This window comes from Pseudonocardia kongjuensis, from assembly GCF_039526905.1.
In the GTDB taxonomy this organism is placed as follows: Bacteria; Actinomycetota; Actinomycetes; order Mycobacteriales; family Pseudonocardiaceae; genus Pseudonocardia; species Pseudonocardia kongjuensis.
In genome coordinates this window covers 333,606-349,391 of record NZ_BAAAJK010000004.1, presented here as the reverse complement: position 1 = coordinate 349,391, position 15,786 = coordinate 333,606, and the positions used below count along the sequence as shown (strand labels likewise).

General features: G+C 74.2%; 17 protein-coding genes. 5 read left to right on the top strand and 12 right to left on the bottom strand.

Annotation, left to right across the window (positions count from 1 at the left end; all coding sequences use genetic code 11):
* Positions 1–281 precede the first annotated feature (281 nt).
* The 6 genes from ABD160_RS05785 to ligD all read right to left on the bottom strand — a co-directional run bounded on the left by ABD160_RS05785 (position 282) and on the right by ligD (position 4,722).
* Positions 282–1,472, bottom strand: coding sequence for a hypothetical protein (locus tag ABD160_RS05785; RefSeq protein WP_344019051.1), 1,191 nt, complete (start codon positions 1,470–1,472; stop codon positions 282–284).
* A gap of 112 nt (positions 1,473–1,584) precedes the next feature.
* Complete coding sequence (locus ABD160_RS05780; RefSeq protein ID WP_344019049.1) at positions 1,585–1,869, bottom strand: hypothetical protein; 285 nt, start codon at positions 1,867–1,869, stop codon at positions 1,585–1,587.
* Positions 1,866–2,168: a hypothetical protein gene (locus ABD160_RS05775; RefSeq protein ID WP_344019047.1), complete on the bottom strand. Its 303-nt coding sequence runs from the start codon at positions 2,166–2,168 to the stop codon at positions 1,866–1,868. Before ABD160_RS05775 ends, ABD160_RS05780 begins: the two co-directional genes overlap by 4 nt.
* A complete protein-coding gene (locus ABD160_RS05770; RefSeq protein WP_344019045.1) occupies positions 2,165–2,341 on the bottom strand; it encodes a hypothetical protein in 177 nt (58 codons plus the stop codon). The genes ABD160_RS05775 and ABD160_RS05770 overlap by 4 nt, the downstream gene beginning before the upstream one ends.
* 391 nt (positions 2,342–2,732) lie before the next feature.
* Positions 2,733–3,626, bottom strand: coding sequence for a tyrosine-type recombinase/integrase (locus ABD160_RS05765; RefSeq protein WP_344019043.1), 894 nt, complete (start codon positions 3,624–3,626; stop codon positions 2,733–2,735).
* A gap of 64 nt (positions 3,627–3,690) precedes the next feature.
* Positions 3,691–4,722: a non-homologous end-joining DNA ligase gene (gene ligD / locus ABD160_RS05760; protein ID WP_344019042.1), complete on the bottom strand. Its 1,032-nt coding sequence runs from the start codon at positions 4,720–4,722 to the stop codon at positions 3,691–3,693.
* Positions 4,723–4,757: 35 nt separating this feature from the next.
* On the opposite strand from ligD, the gene ABD160_RS05755 reads away from it, so the two are divergent.
* Complete coding sequence (locus ABD160_RS05755; protein WP_344019041.1) at positions 4,758–5,039, top strand: hypothetical protein; 282 nt, start codon at positions 4,758–4,760, stop codon at positions 5,037–5,039.
* Between the two features lie 34 nt (positions 5,040–5,073).
* A complete protein-coding gene (msrB, locus tag ABD160_RS05750; protein WP_344019040.1) occupies positions 5,074–5,517 on the top strand; it encodes a peptide-methionine (R)-S-oxide reductase MsrB in 444 nt (147 codons plus the stop codon).
* A gap of 7 nt (positions 5,518–5,524) precedes the next feature.
* On the opposite strand, the gene hemQ is transcribed toward msrB, so the two are convergent.
* The 3 genes from hemQ to hemE are packed head-to-tail and all read right to left on the bottom strand — an operon-like array spanning position 5,525 to position 8,761.
* Entirely contained in the window at positions 5,525–6,220 is a 696-nt protein-coding gene (gene hemQ, locus ABD160_RS05745) for a hydrogen peroxide-dependent heme synthase (RefSeq protein ID WP_344019039.1), read from the bottom strand.
* A gap of 23 nt (positions 6,221–6,243) precedes the next feature.
* A complete protein-coding gene (gene hemG, locus ABD160_RS05740; RefSeq protein WP_344019037.1) occupies positions 6,244–7,671 on the bottom strand; it encodes a protoporphyrinogen oxidase in 1,428 nt (475 codons plus the stop codon).
* Between the two features lie 4 nt (positions 7,672–7,675).
* Positions 7,676–8,761 carry a uroporphyrinogen decarboxylase gene (hemE, locus tag ABD160_RS05735; RefSeq protein WP_344019035.1) on the bottom strand — a complete coding sequence of 362 codons (1,086 nt, stop codon included), beginning with the start codon at positions 8,759–8,761 and terminating at the stop codon, positions 7,676–7,678.
* A gap of 96 nt (positions 8,762–8,857) precedes the next feature.
* Here hemE and ABD160_RS05730 point away from each other — a divergent pair, with 96 nt between their 5' ends.
* The 3 genes from ABD160_RS05730 (at position 8,858) to ABD160_RS05720 (ending at position 11,701) form a co-directional block, all read left to right on the top strand.
* Positions 8,858–9,463: a DUF3000 domain-containing protein gene (locus ABD160_RS05730; protein ID WP_344019033.1), complete on the top strand. Its 606-nt coding sequence runs from the start codon at positions 8,858–8,860 to the stop codon at positions 9,461–9,463.
* 310 nt (positions 9,464–9,773) lie between these two features.
* Entirely contained in the window at positions 9,774–10,442 is a 669-nt protein-coding gene (locus ABD160_RS05725; RefSeq protein ID WP_010233729.1) for a LuxR C-terminal-related transcriptional regulator, read from the top strand.
* Positions 10,443–10,450: 8 nt separating this feature from the next.
* Positions 10,451–11,701, top strand: a complete 1,251-nt coding sequence (locus tag ABD160_RS05720) for an HRDC domain-containing protein (RefSeq protein WP_344019031.1) — start codon at positions 10,451–10,453, stop codon at positions 11,699–11,701.
* Positions 11,702–11,815: 114 nt separating this feature from the next.
* Here the strand turns inward: ABD160_RS05720 and ABD160_RS05715 are convergent, their stop codons facing one another.
* From ABD160_RS05715 to dxs, 3 genes are read right to left on the bottom strand one after another with little or no spacing between them, the layout of a single operon-like run.
* Positions 11,816–13,024 carry a sensor histidine kinase gene (locus tag ABD160_RS05715; protein ID WP_344019028.1) on the bottom strand — a complete coding sequence of 403 codons (1,209 nt, stop codon included), beginning with the start codon at positions 13,022–13,024 and terminating at the stop codon, positions 11,816–11,818.
* Between the two features lie 4 nt (positions 13,025–13,028).
* Positions 13,029–13,727, bottom strand: a complete 699-nt coding sequence (locus ABD160_RS05710; RefSeq protein ID WP_344019026.1) for a response regulator transcription factor — start codon at positions 13,725–13,727, stop codon at positions 13,029–13,031.
* 1 nt (position 13,728) lies between these two features.
* Positions 13,729–15,672 (bottom strand): 1-deoxy-D-xylulose-5-phosphate synthase, encoded by a 1,944-nt coding sequence (gene dxs, locus ABD160_RS05705; RefSeq protein WP_344019024.1) that lies wholly within the window; start codon positions 15,670–15,672, stop codon positions 13,729–13,731.
* Positions 15,673–15,786: the final 114 nt, after the last annotated feature.

Sequence of the window (15,786 nt, the reverse complement as noted above, 5' to 3'; positions counted from 1 at the left end):
CCGAGGGGGGAGCACGAGGAAGGTCCCTGCCGCCCCACAGGGCGGACGCCCGCTCAACCCGAGGCACCACCGACGGGGAGTGTGCGTGGCCGCACGAGCAGGGCGGCAGGGCACGCGGGTGCGGGGGTGTCCAGGCCCCGGGCCGCGCGTCGTCGGAGGCGCTGACGCCCACCCGGACACCGGCCCGTAGGAGGAGGCAGGCGGGGTGCAGAGCGCGTCAGAATCGCTCCCCGATGGCTTCTATTATCTCACAGGGGTTCGACAGCGAGGCGTTGCGAAGATCAGGCAGCCATCTCGTCGTCCGGGACCTCCGGGCCCAGGTGCACCATCGTCCCGCGGGTGTGTGCGAGCCGGTGATCCATCAGCGGCACCAGGCCGTTGGAGAGGCTCGCACCCGCGCGTTCCAGCGTGTCTCGCGCCTTGGTCAGCGGGAGCGGCGAGTATGCGCGCAGCGCGGCCAGTAGGGCCGCGGCGGGCGCGGGGAGTGCCGGGTCGTGTCCGCCCGGCGTGCCGCCGTGCTCCGCCGGGAGTCCCATCCCGGCGGGATACTCCTCGGGTGGAAGGTCGCAGTCGACGCACACCGGTGCGTCGCTCAGCGCGCCGCACTCGCCGCACCACTCCATCGGCTCCGCCTCCGTCGTGTCGTCGTGCTGGGTGGCGTCAGCGGCCCCCCAGCCGATGACGGCCGCCCCGATCGGGTCGTCGTTGTGATCATCATTCGTCCTAGGCCCGGCGAGCGGAGCGACGTAGCCCGGCCTCACAGCCGGAGCGGAGTCGCGCTCGCGCGCGCGTCGATCGACGTCGTTCGTCTGTACAGACTCGTCTGTAGGACTCGTCTGTACGACTCGACTGTTTGCGGCGTAGTCACTACCCACGTTCCGGTGGTCACTACCCACGCTCGCGTGGTGGTTACCCACGCTGCGGTGGTCGTCATCCACGTTCCCGCGTGGGTAGTCGTTACCCACGCTGACGATGTCATCGTCGGGTGCGGGCCGGGTTCCGTCCCCGGGTGCGTGACCCTGCACGACCGCCGCCGCGCGCTGTATGCGCTCGCTCGCGGACCCCCCGGCCATCACCCAGGAGTCGTGGCGACCGCAGTCGCACTGCGGGATCTCCAACCGGTAGACGACCGATCGCTTCCGGCCGTTGCCGCGCCGCTCGCCGGTGTCGGCGAGCCACCCGAACCGCACCAGGACGGCGCGGTACTCCCGCGCGTTCCGGTCGCCGATCCCGGTGAACCACTCCAACTTGTCCCGCCCGATGAAGGCGGTGAGCGTCCGGGCGTCCGCGTGCTCGCGGTAGGCGAGCGCGACGGCCTCGGCCGCATGGTCCATGCAGTCGTTCCGCGGCCGACCCTGCCTGTCGGTCAGTGCGGTCCCGGTGGTCCTGTTGATCTTCTGCGCCTCGCGCCGGCAGCGCAGGACGTTGTGCATCCACGCCTTCAGCAGCGGGATGCCGTGGTACACGGTCATGGGTTTCTCCGGTAGGTGATGGCCGACCCGCCCGCGCCCCCGCCGGAGAACGGGGACGGGGCGGGCCGGCAGACCGCCGCGGGCCAGGCGACGGTGGCTTAGGTGGTGGTGATCAGCTCTCGCACTCGTGATCGACGAAGAACTGAACCGCCCCGCCGACCAGCGCGGACAGGCGCGGATCCATGCCGGGCAGCTCCAGCACGGGCCGCGGGACATCGAGGTCTGCTCGCGCCCAGGCGGCGACCAGCACTTCGTGGTTCCGGGGGTCCGCGCCTGCGGCGACCGCCCGGCCGACGTGGACCTCCGCGGCAGTGAGCACGTGGACACGACGCCGGCGGAGCCTGTCGAGCATCTCGACGACGTCGTGCACCATCGTGGCCTCCTCCGGCGCGGTCATGCCGCACCGTCCTCGGGCCAGATCTCGGCGAGCATCTCGTCGAGCGCCGACTCGATCTGCGCCACGGTGAGCCACTCGCCGTGGCCGGCGAACCCGAACTGTCTGGTGATCTCCGCAGGGGTGTCACCGGTGAACTCCGCGAGGTCGGCGCCGGTGGCGGCATCGGTGACCTGGCACCAGAGCCGACCGTCGTCACCGATGCCGGACTCGGTGTCGACGACGGTGCGGCCCATCTGTGCGGCACGGTCGTGGAGGTACGCGCGCCACTGCTCGGCGTACTCGGCGCGGGTGGCGCTCATCGGGACGACTCCTCGGCCGGGTCGGACAGGAAGATCAGGAGGACGGCGAGCCGGACGTCGAGGACGTCGAGCGGGTCGGTCACCCCGGAGATCTTGACGGCGTGGTCGATCGCGGCCGTCATCTCGGCCGCGCGGTCGACGGCGTCCACGAGACGCTTCGGCGGGGCGATCATGCCGCGTCCTGCTTCGCGCGGCGAGCCTCGGCGGAGGCGAGAGCGAGCCTGCGGAAGTACGCCTTCCGGTAGGACTCCACCGCCTTCGCGCGGTCGTCCGGGGACATGGTCAGCTCGGGATCTACCTCCCGCTCGAACCGCGCCTCCAGCCCTCGGCGGGCCGGAGCAGTGCGCGCAGCACGATCCCGCGTCTTGGCCCATGACAGGTGAGCGAGCATGCTCGCTTCGGTGCTACCGTTGGACGGCATCGTTCGGACTCCTCGGTGAAGGGTGACGAGTCGGTGCGCCGCCCGGTTCCGGTGCGCCAACACCGGGCCGGGCTACTTCTGCGCTATCCGCTCAGCGCGTCTATATCTTCTCACCGGGGTCCTACCTCGGGACATCGCGCAGGTCAGACGCGGTCCCCGCGCGCCATCCGCCGGGCCGCCGCTGCTGCTCGAGCATCGGCCGCCGACGCGCCGTAGCGCTCGAGCATGGTGTCCGAGGTCCAGCCGGCCAGCCTCTTGAGGTCGCGCTCCTGTCCCCCGGCCATCAGGTAGTCGTGAGCGAACACGTGGCGGAACATGTGCGGGTGCAGCCCGTCGATCCCGGCTTCGCGACCGCGGATCTTGATCCGCTCCCGCGCGCCGTCCGGGGACAGCGCGCCGCGCTGCGTCAGCCACATCGCGTCGAGGTGCGCCCACCGGTGCCGGCGCCGCTCGCGTAGGTAGCGGTCGAGCGCGCTCACCGTGCGCGAACCGAAGTAGACCGGGCGGACCTTCGATCCCTTCCCGGTCACCAGGGCCATCTCCCGGTCGAGGTCGACGCTCTGCACGGTGAGCCCGCAGAGCTCGGACACCCGAACGCCGGTTTCGAGCAGGACGCGGATCATCGCGGCGTCGCGGCGGGAGACGAAGTCCCGGCCGCCGCACGCCTTGATCAGCGCGGTGAGCTCGGCGTCGGACAGCACCGGGACCGGCTTCGCAGCCGGGGCCGGGGGCGACATGCCGGCCATCGGGTGGGCGTCGAGTTCCCCTTCGGCGACCAGCCACCCGCAGAACCGGTGCAGCCCCTTGAAGCGGGTCCGCACGGTCGACTGCTCTCGGTCCTCGGCCAGGGCGGCGAGCCACTCCCGGATCGCGGAGCGGGACAGCTCGTCGAGCGTGGCGGGACGGCCCTGCTCGGTCAGCCACGCGCCGAACAGCCGGACGCTCATCGCGTAGAGATCCCCGGTCCGCGGAGCCTTGCCCTCGGCGCGCAGGTCGCGCTTGAACGACGCGCAGAGATCATCCAACCGCTCAGCCATCGGCCTAGGATATCCGGAGAGTCCACGCTATGCTAGGCCGGTCACCGCGCTAGTCGGTGGCGTTTTACCTGGTAGACCGCTTCGCGCGGGACGGCTGCACCCGCATCGGCTCGCCGGGCATCTTCGGGTACTCCGGCGGGTAGGGCATCTCCCCCAGCCCGCGCTCGCTCTCGTCCTCGGCGTACCAGCCGAGCGCGGTCCCGCAGTCCCCGCGATGATCGTCCATCGCCGCGTGCGGGTCGCCGTGCCGTTCCAGGATCCCGGGGACGGTGCGCAGGGTGAACTCGGCCGGATCGACGTCGGCGAGCGCGTCCCAGGTCAGCGGCATGGAGACGGTCGCGTCCGGCAGCCCGCGCACCGACCAGGCCGAGGCGATCGTCCGGTCCCGCGCGGCCTGGTTGAAGTCGAGGAACACCCGCTCGCCGCGTTCCTCCTTCCACCAGTCGACGGTGGCCCGCTCCGGGATGCGCCGGCAGACCCGGCGGGCGATCGCGATCACCGCGCGGCGCACCTCGATGAAGTCCCACTCCGGCCGGATCGGGGCGAACACGTGCAGGCCGCGCCCGCCGGACGTCTTCGGCCACCCGGTGAGGCCCGCCTCGTCGAGCACCTCGCGCAGCACCCCGGCGACGGCGACGGCGTCGGCGAAACCGGTCCCCGGCTGCGGATCGAGGTCGATCCGCAGCTCGTCGGGCCGGTCGGTGTCCCGGCAGCGGACCGGCCAGGGATGGAAGTCGAGGGTGTTGAGGTTCGCCGCCCACGCGATCGTCGCCGGTTCGGTGATCGCGACCGACTCGGCGGTCCGGCCGCTCGGGAACGTCACGGTGCAGGTCCGCACCCAGTCCGGGGCGCCCTTCGGCACCCGCTTGACGAAGAACGGATCGCCGTCGACGCCGTCGTTGAAGCGCTTGAGGTTGGTCGGACGGTCGCGCAGCGCACGGGTCATCGGCCCGCCGACGGCCAGGTAGTACTCGACCACCTCCCGCTTGGTGATCCCGAGCTTGGGGAAGGTGACCTTGCCCGGGCTGGTCAGCCGGACGTCCCGGGTCCCGTCCGGCCCGTCGACCTGCAGGATCACCACGTCTCGGCTCGCCACGCGGGGGAACCTACCGCGGCGACTATCGTGGTGCCATGAACGACGACCGGTCCCCCCGGTTCGACGACGACCTCGCCGACCTCGATCCGGACGATCCGGAGGCGCGCGCGTTCGCCGCCCACCTGGACCGGATGCAGCGGGTGCCGTCCTGCTCGGTGGAGGGCTATATCCGCGGGGTCGGGGACTTCGCCGACGCGGCGAACCGGGTACGCGGACCGCACCGCACCGCGGCCGTCGCGGTCACCACGGTGCTGCTGCTGTTCGCGGCCTGGGTGATCGCGAACGCGGTGGTCTTCGTGGTCTCCACCTGGCTCTGAGGCAGCGCGCCCGGAGAAGGGTTAGCGTGGGTGCATGGGTCTGTTCAGCAGCAACACCGGCTCCGGGACGGAGCCCGCACCGAAGGTCGTCAAGTCCGACGAGGAGTGGCGGGCCCAGCTGAGCCCGGCCGAGTACCACGTGCTCCGCGAGGCCGGGACCGAGCGGCCGTTCACCGGCGAGTACACCGACGAGAAGCGCACCGGCGTGTACCGCTGCCGGGCGTGCGGGGCGGAGCTGTTCCGCAGCGAGACGAAGTTCGAGTCGCACTGCGGGTGGCCGTCGTTCTTCACCCCGCTGGCCGGTGAGGCCGTCATCGAGCGCACCGACTCCAGCATGGGCATGACGCGCACCGAGGTGCTGTGCGCGAACTGCCACAGCCACCTCGGGCACGTGTTCGCCGGCGAGGGCTACGGCACCCCGACCGACCTGCGGTACTGCATCAACTCGGTGTCGCTGACCCTGGAGCCGGGCGAGTAGCCCCGGATCAGGGCAGCGACGCGACCAGGTCGCCGACCTCGACCCGCGGGCCGGTGTAGAACGGGATCTCCTCCCGGACGTGCCGGCGGGCCTCGGTGCCGCGCAGGTGCCGCATGAGGTCGACGATCCGGTACAGCTCGTCGGCCTCGAAGGCGAGGATCCACTCGTAGTCGCCCAGCGCGAACGCCGGCACCGTGTTCGCCCGGACGTCGGCGTAGCCGCGGGCCTCCTTGCCGTGGTCGGCGAGCATCGTGCGGCGCTCGGCGTCGGGCAGCAGGTACCACTCGTAGGAGCGGACGAACGGGTAGACGCAGACGTAGCGCTTCGGGTCCTCGCCGGCCATGAACGCCGGGACGTGGCTCTTGTTGAACTCCGCCGGGCGGTGCAGCGCGGTCTGGCTCCAGACCGGGACCGAGGCGCGGCCGAGCGCGGTGGTGCGGCGCAGGTCGGCGTAGGCGGCCTGCAGCGACTCGATCTCGGCGGCGTGCCACCAGATCATGTAGTCGGCGTCGTGCCGGACACCCGCGAGGTCGTACACGCCGCGCACCGCGACGTCCTTGTTCGCCAGCGAGTCGAGGTACTCGGTCGCCTGCCGCGCCGCCTCGGACCGCTCGTCGCCGAGCCGGCCGGGCTCGACCCGGAACACCGACCACATGGTGTACCGGATGGTGTCGTTGATCGCTTTGACGTCGACGCGGGCCATGCAGCGCATGCTACGCCGGGAGGTCAGGGCGCCCTCACCACCCGGTCGGCGATCCGCCCGGCGGCGGCCCGCGCGGTGCCGACGCAGGCGGGCACGCCGACCCCGTGCAGCATCGCCCCGGCGACGGCCAGCCCGGGCTCGGCGGCGACCGCCGACTCCAGCGCGGCGACCGTGCCGCCGTGCCCGACGCCGTACTGCGGCAGCCCGCCGCCCCAGCGCTGCACGTGCACCGCCACCGGGTCGGCGTCGATCCCGTCGAGCTCGCGCAGGTCGGCGCGGACCCGGGCGACCAGCTCGGCGTCGTCGACCTGCAGGGTGGCCTCCTCGCCGAACCGGCCGAGCGAGGCCCGCAGCCGGACCAGGCCGTCGTCGCCGAGATGCGCCCACTTCGTCGACGCGTGGGTCACCCCCTTGATCGACAGCGGCTCGTCGGCGGCGACCAGGCAGCCGCTGGTCGCGGGCGGGTGCAGGTCGGACCGCCGGTAGGCGAGCGCGACCACGGCCGACGACGCCAGGCCGATCCGGGCGGCCGCGGCGGCCGCGGCCGGCAGGACCGGCTCGAGGAGCCTGCGCAGGGCGGGCGCCGGGACGGCGAGGACGACCGCGTCGACGTCCAGCACCTCGGGCGCCGGGACCGGGCCGAGCACCAGCCGCCAGCCCGCGGGGCGGCGTTCCAGGGCGCGCACCGTGGTCGCCGTGCGGACGGTCGCCGCGGACGCCGCGACCAGCGCGGCGACCACCTCCCGGTAGCCGCCGCGCACCGCACCGAAGACCGGTCCGGCCGGCGCCGGGCCGGGTCCGGTGGCGAGCGTCCCGCCCGGCTGCTGCCCGCCGGAGGTCATGCCGGCGGTGGCGGCGTCGGTCACCGACGACGCGCCCGCGTCCAGCGCCGCGGCCAGCGCCGGGACGGTCGCCCGCAGCCCGAGCGTGTCCACCCGCCCCGCGTACACCCCGCCGAGCAGCGGATCGGCGATCCGCTCGACCACCTCGGGCCCGAACCGCTCCCGCAGCAGCCCGCCGAGCGCGACGTCGTCCCCGGGCGCCCAGTGCAGCGGCATCGACGGTTCGGCGGCCACCGCGGCCAGTCCGGCCGCCGACAGCACCCCGGAGAGCTCGGCGGCGCGGCCGGGGACGCCCATCAGGGTCCCGCGCGGCAGCCGCACGGTCCGCCCGCCGGCCCGGATCGTGGCCGTCGCCGGTGTGGGGTGGGTGAGCGAGCCGGACAGGCCGAGCTCGCCGAGCAGGTCGAGCATCTCCGGGCGGCGCACCAGGAACGCCTCGGCGCCGACGTCGAACGGTGCACCGGCCAGGTCGACCGTGCGCAGCACCCCGCCGAGCCGGTCCCGCTGTTCGAGCACGGTGATCGCGGCGTCCGGGCCGAGCAGCGTCCGCAGCCGGTGCGCCGCGGCCAGCCCGGAGATCCCGCCGCCGACGACGGCGACCCGGGTCACCGGCTCACCCGGTCGGCTGGGCGTGGACGGTCTCGATCGTGCGGGTGATGACGTCCGGATCGGTCTGCGGGAGGACGCCGTGCCCGAGGTTGAACACGTGGCCCGGGCAGCGGGCACCCTCCGCGGCGATCCGGGCGACGTCGGCGTCGATCGCATCCTGCCCCGCGAACAGCACCGCCGGGTCGAGATTGCCCTGCACCGGCACGGCGCCACCGGCCCGGCGGGCGGCGACGTCCAGCGGGGTGCGCCAGTCGACCCCGATCACGTCCGCGCCGGCCTCGGTCATCGCGCCGTACAGCTCGGCGGTGCCGACCCCGAAGTGGATCCGCGGCAGGCCGGTCCCGGCGAGCGCGCCGAGCACCGCCGCCGAGTGCGGCAGGACGAACTCGCGGTAGTCCCGCTCGGACAGCGCGCCCGCCCACGAGTCGAACAGCTGCAGGGCGTCGACCCCGGCCGCGGCCTGCTGCTGCAGGAAGGTGCCGGTCGACCGGGACAGCTTGGCCATCAGCGCGTGCCACACCTGCGGCTGCGAGCGCATCAGCGCCTTGGTCCGCTCGTGGTTGCGGCTGGGACCGCCCTCGATGAGATAGGACGCGAGGGTGAACGGGGCGCCGGCGAAACCGATCAGCGGCGTCTCCCCCAGCTCGGGGAGCAGCAGCGCGATGGCCTCGGCCACCCGGGCCACCTGCTCGGGGGCCAGCTCCGGCAGGGCCTCGACGTCGGCGGCGGTGCGCACCGGGGAGTCGACCACCGGGCCGGTACCCGGGACGATGTCGACCCCGATCCCGGCCAGGTAGAGCGGCACCACGATGTCGGAGAACAGGATCGCCGCGTCGACGCCGTGCCTGCGCACCGGCTGCAGGGTGATCTCGCAGGTCAGATCCGGGGTCAGGCAGGCCTCGAGCATCCCGTTGCCGGCCCGCAGCGCCCGGTACTCGGGCAGCGAGCGCCCGGCCTGGCGCATGAACCAGACGGGCAGCCGGGACGGCCTGCGGCCGCGCACGGCGTCCAGGAACGGGGACCCGGCCAGGTCCCGCCGGGCGGCGGCGGTCGAGGGGGCGGGAACGGTGCCTGCGGTACCTGCTGTCATGACCCCGCCATCCTCCCACGTCCCCGGCACCGACCTGCCGCCCACCCCGGCGCGCCTGCCTGCGACGACGGGCGGTTCGCCCTAGAGTCTCCCGCCGTGCCGGACGCGATCTCCCCACCACCGCTGTTCCACCACGCGGTCACCTCACTCGCCTCGGTGGCGCCGCGCCCGGAGCTCGTGGTGCGCGCGCTCGAGGCGCCGCCCCGGCTGGCCCCGTTCAGCTGGGCGACGAGCGTCGAGGCCGACATCGGCCACCGCGGCGACGGCACCGACGACCTCGACGAGCCGGACACCTCCGGCCGGCTGATCCTGCTGCACGACCCGGACGGCCAGGACCGCTGGCAGGGCACCTTCCGGCTGGTCTGCTTCGTCCAGGCCCGGCTGGAGATCGGGCAGCTCGGCGACGACATGCTGCCGAGCATCGGCTGGTCCTGGCTGACCGACGCGCTCGAGCACTCCGGCGCGGAGTTCACCGCACTCGGCGGCACCGTCACGCAGACCTCGTCGGTCCGTTTCGGGGGGCTCCAGGGGGCCGGCGACGACCCCCCGCGGGAGGACGACGTCGAGCTGCGGGCCTCCTGGACGCCTACGGAGAGCGACGCCGACCTGTCCCGACACGCCGTCGCGTTCGGTTCCCTGGTGGCCACCGCGGCCGGACTGCCGCCGGTGGGCGCCGTACCGTTGAGTCGGTCACCCGGCTGATAGATGCAGGTCAGCGGCGTGTTGACGAGAAATGTCACCCGTCGGAGTGGGAGCGCACCCACATCCATGTAACTTTCCGGGGCAGAAGTTCGAATGCACACGCGACGTTAGGCCGCATGGAGGGATACCATCTCCCGCATGGCACCCACCCGGGCGGCCGAGCGCCACTCTCCGTCCCTCGGGTTCCGGTGTTGGTCGGGGGCTGACGACCGACTCCAGGAAGGTTGACGACGTGGCTGTACTTGGCCAGCAAGTGCCGGCGCAGAGCTCCGGCAGCACCACCGCAGGTGGCGCTCCGATCGGTGGAGCTGTGCTCTCGCCGGGGATCGTCCCGCAGCCACGGGAGGAGCTGTTCACGGTTCTCGTCGTGGACGACCACCCGCTGCTGCGGGAGGCGATCGCCGGCAGGCTCCGCTCGATGGGGGCCGGCACCGTGCACGAGGCCGCCTCGGTCACCGAGGCACGGGCCCGCGCCCACGCGGCAGGGCCGTGCGATCTCGCGATCCTGGACCTGACCCTGCCGGACGGCAGCGGTCTGGACCTGGTGAGCGAGCTGCGGTCGCTCGGCTGGAACCGGCTCGTGGTGCTGGCGTCCTCGGACGACCCGTACGCGGTCCGCTCGGCGTTCCAGGCCGGCGCGCAGGCGTACCTGCTGAAGTCCGCATCGCCGTCGGTCGTGACCGACGGCGTGAAGCGGGTGCTCGACGGCGGCGTCTACGCCGACCCGACGGTCGCCCCGCTGCTGGCGACCGGTTCCCGGGTGCCGGGCACCGACAACACCCCGCGGGAGCTGTCGGCCCGCGAGGTGGAGGTGCTCCAGCTCGTCGCGGACGGGCAGTCCAACAAGGAGATCGGCGAGGCGCTCAACCTCTCCGCGCTCACCGTGAAGAGCCACCTGTCCCGGATCGGGCGCAAGCTCGGCACCGGTGACCGCGCTCAGATGGTGGCGCTGGCGATGCGTGCGGGGGTCATTCGCTGAACCAGGGGATGCGGACGACAGGCGGTGCGGATGTCCGGTCGCCCGGTCGTCCGTCCCCGGATGGTTCACCCGATCCGGTTCCCCTGCTCCGGCCGGCCGACGGCCTGCCCGAGGTGACGGCGTCCCCGGACGCTCTCGCCGAGGTGGCCGACCGGTTCGCCGGGGGCACCGGCCCGATCGCGGTGGACGCCGAGCGCGCGTCCGGTTTCCGCTACTCGCAGCGCGCCTACCTGGTGCAGCTGCGGCGGGCGGGCGCCGGGACCGCACTCGTCGATCCCATCCCGCTGCGCGGCGCACTCGCTCCCCTCGCCGCCGCGCTCGACGGTCCGGAATGGGTGCTGCACGCGGCGTCCCAGGACCTCCCCTGTCTCGCCGAGATCGACCTGCTCCCCGCGTCCCTGTTCGACACCGAGCTGGCCGGACGGCTGGCCGGGCTCCCCCGGGTGGGTCTCGGCCCGATGGTCGAGAACCTGCTCGGGCTGTCCCTGGAGAAGGGGCACGGCGCGGCCGACTGGTCGCGCCGTCCGCTCCCGGAGGACTGGCTGGTCTACGCCGCGCTCGACGTCGAGGTGCTGATCGAGCTGCGCGACGTGCTCGCCGGGCTCCTCGAGGAGCAGGGCAAGACCGAGTGGGCGCGGCAGGAGTTCGAGGCGGTGCGCACCGCGCCGCCGCCGGGTCCGCGCGCCGAGCCCTGGCGGCGGACCTCCGGGATCCACAAGGTGCGCCGGCCGCGCCCGCTGGCCGCGGCCCGCGAGCTGTGGCACGCCAGGGACTCCCTGGCCGCCGAGCGGGACATCGCCCCCGGCCGGGTGCTGCCGGACGCCGCGATCGTCGACGCGGCCGTCCGGAACCCGGAGTCGCCGCAGGCGCTCGCCGAGCTGCCGGTGTTCCGCGGCCGCTCGCAGCGCCGGCTGGCCCGCTACTGGTTCGACGCGCTGCGCCGCGCCGCCGAGCTCCCCGAGTCGGAGCTGCCCCGCGGATCGGCGCCCTCGGACGGGCCGCCGCCGGTGTCCCGGTGGGCCGACCGCGATCCGGATGCCGCCGCCCGGCTCACCGCCGCGCGCGCCGCGCTGGCCGCCGTCTCCGAGGAGCACGGCGTGCCGGTGGAGAACCTGCTGCAACCCGATCTGCTGCGCCGGCTGTGCTGGACTCCGCCCGTCGACGGCGACGTCCGCGGCGCGCTGGCCGCGGGCGGGGCCCGCCCGTGGCAGGTCGATCTGCTGGCCCCGCTGCTCGAACCGGTCCTCGCCCCCCGCTGAGCCCGGGCTCGACCCCTCCGCCGGGTCGTCCTCGCTGCCCGGTGATCACGGATCCGGAACCGGGACGGTCGCTCGGCGAACGGTCCGGTGCCGGATCCGGGATCATGGCCAGGTTCAGCGGTCGCGGAAGGCCGGCAGCCGCCGGTCCGGGGCCCGGCGACCGGTACCCGTCGGCCCGTCGTCGTCGACGGCCGCGGCGGTGTCCCGGTCGTCGACGCCCGGCAGCGTCACCCGGACCTCCAGCCCACCGCCCGGGACCGCCTCGGCGGTCACCGTGCCGTCGTGCGCCTCCGCCACCGCCCGGACGATCGACAGCCCCAGGCCCGATCCCCGGGTGTGCGCGGTCCGCGCGACCGGCCCCCGGCGGAACGGCTCGAACAGCTCCGACACCTGGTCCGGCGCCAGCTCCGGGCCGGAGGACACGACCCGCAGCAGCACCGGCCCCCCGGTCTCGCAACCGGCGTCGATCCAGCCGCCGTCCCGGTTGTGCCGGACCGCGTTCTCCAGCAGGTTCGCCACCAGCCGCCGCAGCAGCGCCTCGTTCCCCGCGACGACGGCGGGCCGCGGATCGGTGCGCACGGTCAGCGCCCTCGCGGTCACGTCCGGGGCGATCATCGACAGCTCCGCGGTCAGCACCCCGGCCAGATCGACCGGGGCCCGGTCGGCGCCGGTCAGCGGGCCGGTCGCCTCGGTGCGGGCCAGCAGCAGCAGCCCGGTCACGAGCTCGTCGCAGCGGCGGCCGGCGTCCCGCACGACCTCGGCCATCCGGCGCAGCTCGGCCGCGTCGGCGTCCGGGTCCTGCAGGGTCACGTCGACCTCGGTGCGCAGCACCGCGAGCGGCGTGCGCAGCTCGTGCCCGGCGTTCGCGACGAACCGGCGCTGCGCGTCGAAGGCCGCCTGCAGCCGGTCCAGCATCGCGTCGAACGCCATCGCCAGCTCCGCCACCTCGCCGCGCGCCGGACCGAGCGCCACCCGCTCGTCCAGCGAGTTCGCCGACAATCGCGACGCGGTGTCGACGACCCGGCGCAGCGGATCGAGCAGCCGGCCGACGAGCACCCACGCCGTCACCGCCCCGGCCAGCACGACCAGCGGGAACGCGATCAGCCCGGCCCGCAGCACCTCGTCCCTGGCGGACGCGGCGATCGCGTCCCGGGCCGTCTCGGCGGGCACCGGCACGCCGTCGACGACGACCGTCCCCGGCAGCGCCGGGGTCCCCGCGACGGCCGCCCCGACCAGCATCCAGCCCAGCCACAGCAGCAGGGCTGCGACCACCGCCACCAGCACGGTGGCCAGCGCGGTCAGCCGCGGCCGCAGGCGGTGCACCGGCTCAGCCCGCGGCCGACCCGGGCGGGATGCCGGTGTACGCGGCGTCCGGCACCCGGTACCCGGCGCCGACCACCGTCTCGATCAGGGCCGGCTCGCCGATCTTCTTGCGCAGCGTCATCACGGTGACCCGCACGGTGGTGGTGAACGGGTCGGCGTTCTCGTCCCAGACCCGTTCCAGCAGCTCCTCCGACGACACCACGGCGCCGCCCGCGGCGAGCAGCACCTCCAGCACCCCGAACTCCTTGCGGGTCAGCTCGACCGGGCGCCCGGACCGGACGACGGTCCGCCGGGCCGGGTCCAGCACGAGATCGCCCGCGGCGAGGGTCGGCGGCAGCGCCGGGGTGGCCCGGCGGCCCAGTGCGCGGACCCGCGCGACCAGCTCGGGGAAGTCGAACGGCTTGGCCAGGTAGTCGTCGGCGCCGCGGGACAGACCCGCGACCTTGTCCGCCAGGGTGCCGGATGCGGTGAGCATCAGCACCCGGGTGGTGCCCCCGGCGGCGACCAGCTCGTCGCACAGCTCGTCGCCGCTGCGGCCGGGCAGGTCCCGGTCGAGCACGGCGACGTCGTACCGGGTCACCGACAGCTTCTCCGAGCCCTCGTCGCCGTCGTAGGCGACGTCGACCGCGATCCCGTCCCGGCGCAGCCCGCGGGCGACGGCGTCGGCCATGGCGGGCTCGTCCTCGACCACGATCACACGCATCTCAGGCCCCCCGGACCGCCCGGCCGGGCGCGCCCAGCTCCGGCACCGCCGGGGCGGAGGCGGCGGCCCACTCGGTGACCCGCCGCGCGACGTCCTGGACGGTCAGGCCGGTCCGGGCCAGCACGTCGTCCCGGCTGCCGTGCTCCAGGTACTCCTGGGGCAGCGCCAGGTCGCGCTGCCGGACGTCGATGTCGGCGGCGCGCAGCGCGTCGGACAGCGCCGAGCCGAAGCCGCCGTGCGTCCCGCAGTCGGACACCGTGACGACGAGCTGATGGTCCGCGGCGAGGGTGAGGACCTCGCGCGGGACCGGGAGCACCCAGCGCGGGTCCACCACGGTCACGTCGACGCCCTGGTCGGCGAGCCGCTCGGCGGCCGCCACGCCCAGCGCGCCGAACGCACCGACGCAGACCATGAGCACCTGGGCGCGCCGGTCGGACGGCTCGTGCAGCACGTCGACGCCGGCCGGGCCGTCGAGCCGGCGGACGGCGGGCACCGACGACACGACGGCGCCCTTCGGGTAGCGCAGCGCGGTCGGCCCGTCGGTGACGGCGACCGCCTCCCGGAACTCCTCGCGCAGGGTGTCCTCGTCGCGCGGGGCGGCGACCCGCATGCCGGGCACGATCCCGAGCAGCGACAGGTCCCACATGCCGTTGTGCGACGGTCCGTCGCTGCCGGTGACGCCGGACCGGTCGAGCACCAGGGTGAGCCGCTCGGCGTGCAGGCCGACGTCCATCAGCAGCTGGTCGAACCCGCGGTTGAGGAACGTCGAGTACAGCGCGACGACCGGGTGCATCCCGGCCCGGGACAGGCCGGCGGCGGTGGTCAGCGCGTGCTGCTCGGCGATGCCGACGTCGATCAGCCGGTCCGGGTAGGCCGCGGCGAACGGGGCCAGCCCGGTCGGGCCGAGCATCGCGGCGGTGATCGCGACGACGTCGCTGCGGCGGCCGCCCAGCTCGACGACCTCCTCGGCGAAGATGTCGGTCCAGCCGGTGCACGGCGTGCCGGTGGGTTCGCCGGTCGCCGGATCGAAGGCGGCCGGGCTGTGCATCTGCTCGGCGTCGTCGTTCTCGGCCGGGGGGTAGCCGTTGCCCTTGCGGGTCACCGCGTGCACGATGACCGGCCCGCCGAACCGCTTCGCCCGGCGCATGGCCGACTCGACCTGCGCGATGTCGTGCCCGTCGACCGGGCCGAAGTACTTCAGCCCGAGATCACCGAACAGCTCCTGCGGGCTGACCGCGTCCTTGACGCCCGCCTTGATCGCGTGCAGGCCGGCGTAGAGCGCCGGTCCGACGACGGGGGTGCCGCGCACCGTCCGCTTCCCGGCCTCGAGCATCCGCTCGTAGCCGGGCTGCAGCCGCAGCGAGGCGAGCCGGTCGGCCAGCCCGCCGATCGTCGGCGAGTAGGACCGGCCGTTGTCGTTGACGACGATCACGACGTTGCGGTCGTCGCCGGCCGCGATGTTGTTGAGCGCCTCCCAGGCCATCCCGCCGGTGAGCGCGCCGTCCCCGATGACGGCGACCACGTGCCGGTCGCGCCCGGCGAGCTCGTTCGCCCTGGCTATGCCGTCGGCCCAGGACAGCGACGACGACGCGTGGCTGGACTCCACGTGGTCGTGCTCGGACTCGGCGCGGCTCGGGTACCCGGACAGTCCGCCGGTCTTCTTCAGCCGGTCCCAGCCGTCGTGCCGGCCGGTCAGCAGCTTGTGCACGTACGCCTGGTGCCCGGTGTCCCAGATCACCGTGTCGCGTGGCGAGTCGAAGACCCGGTGCAGGGCGATCGTCAGCTCGACCACACCCAGGTTCGGGCCCAGGTGACCGCCGGTCCGTGAGACCGCCTTGATCAGGAACCCGCGGATCTCGGCCGCCAGCGAGGCGAGCTCGTCCGCACCGAGCCCGCGCAGGTCGGCCGGGCGCCGGATCGCGGTGAGCCCCCGGTTCGTCGTCACGTGCTGCCTCCTCGCCGCCGGGGACCTCCCGCAGGCGGGGAACCGCCCTCGACGCCCCGGCATCGACTCACGCCCACACTCTACGGAGCGGTCGTCGAACGGGCCCGCGGGCGC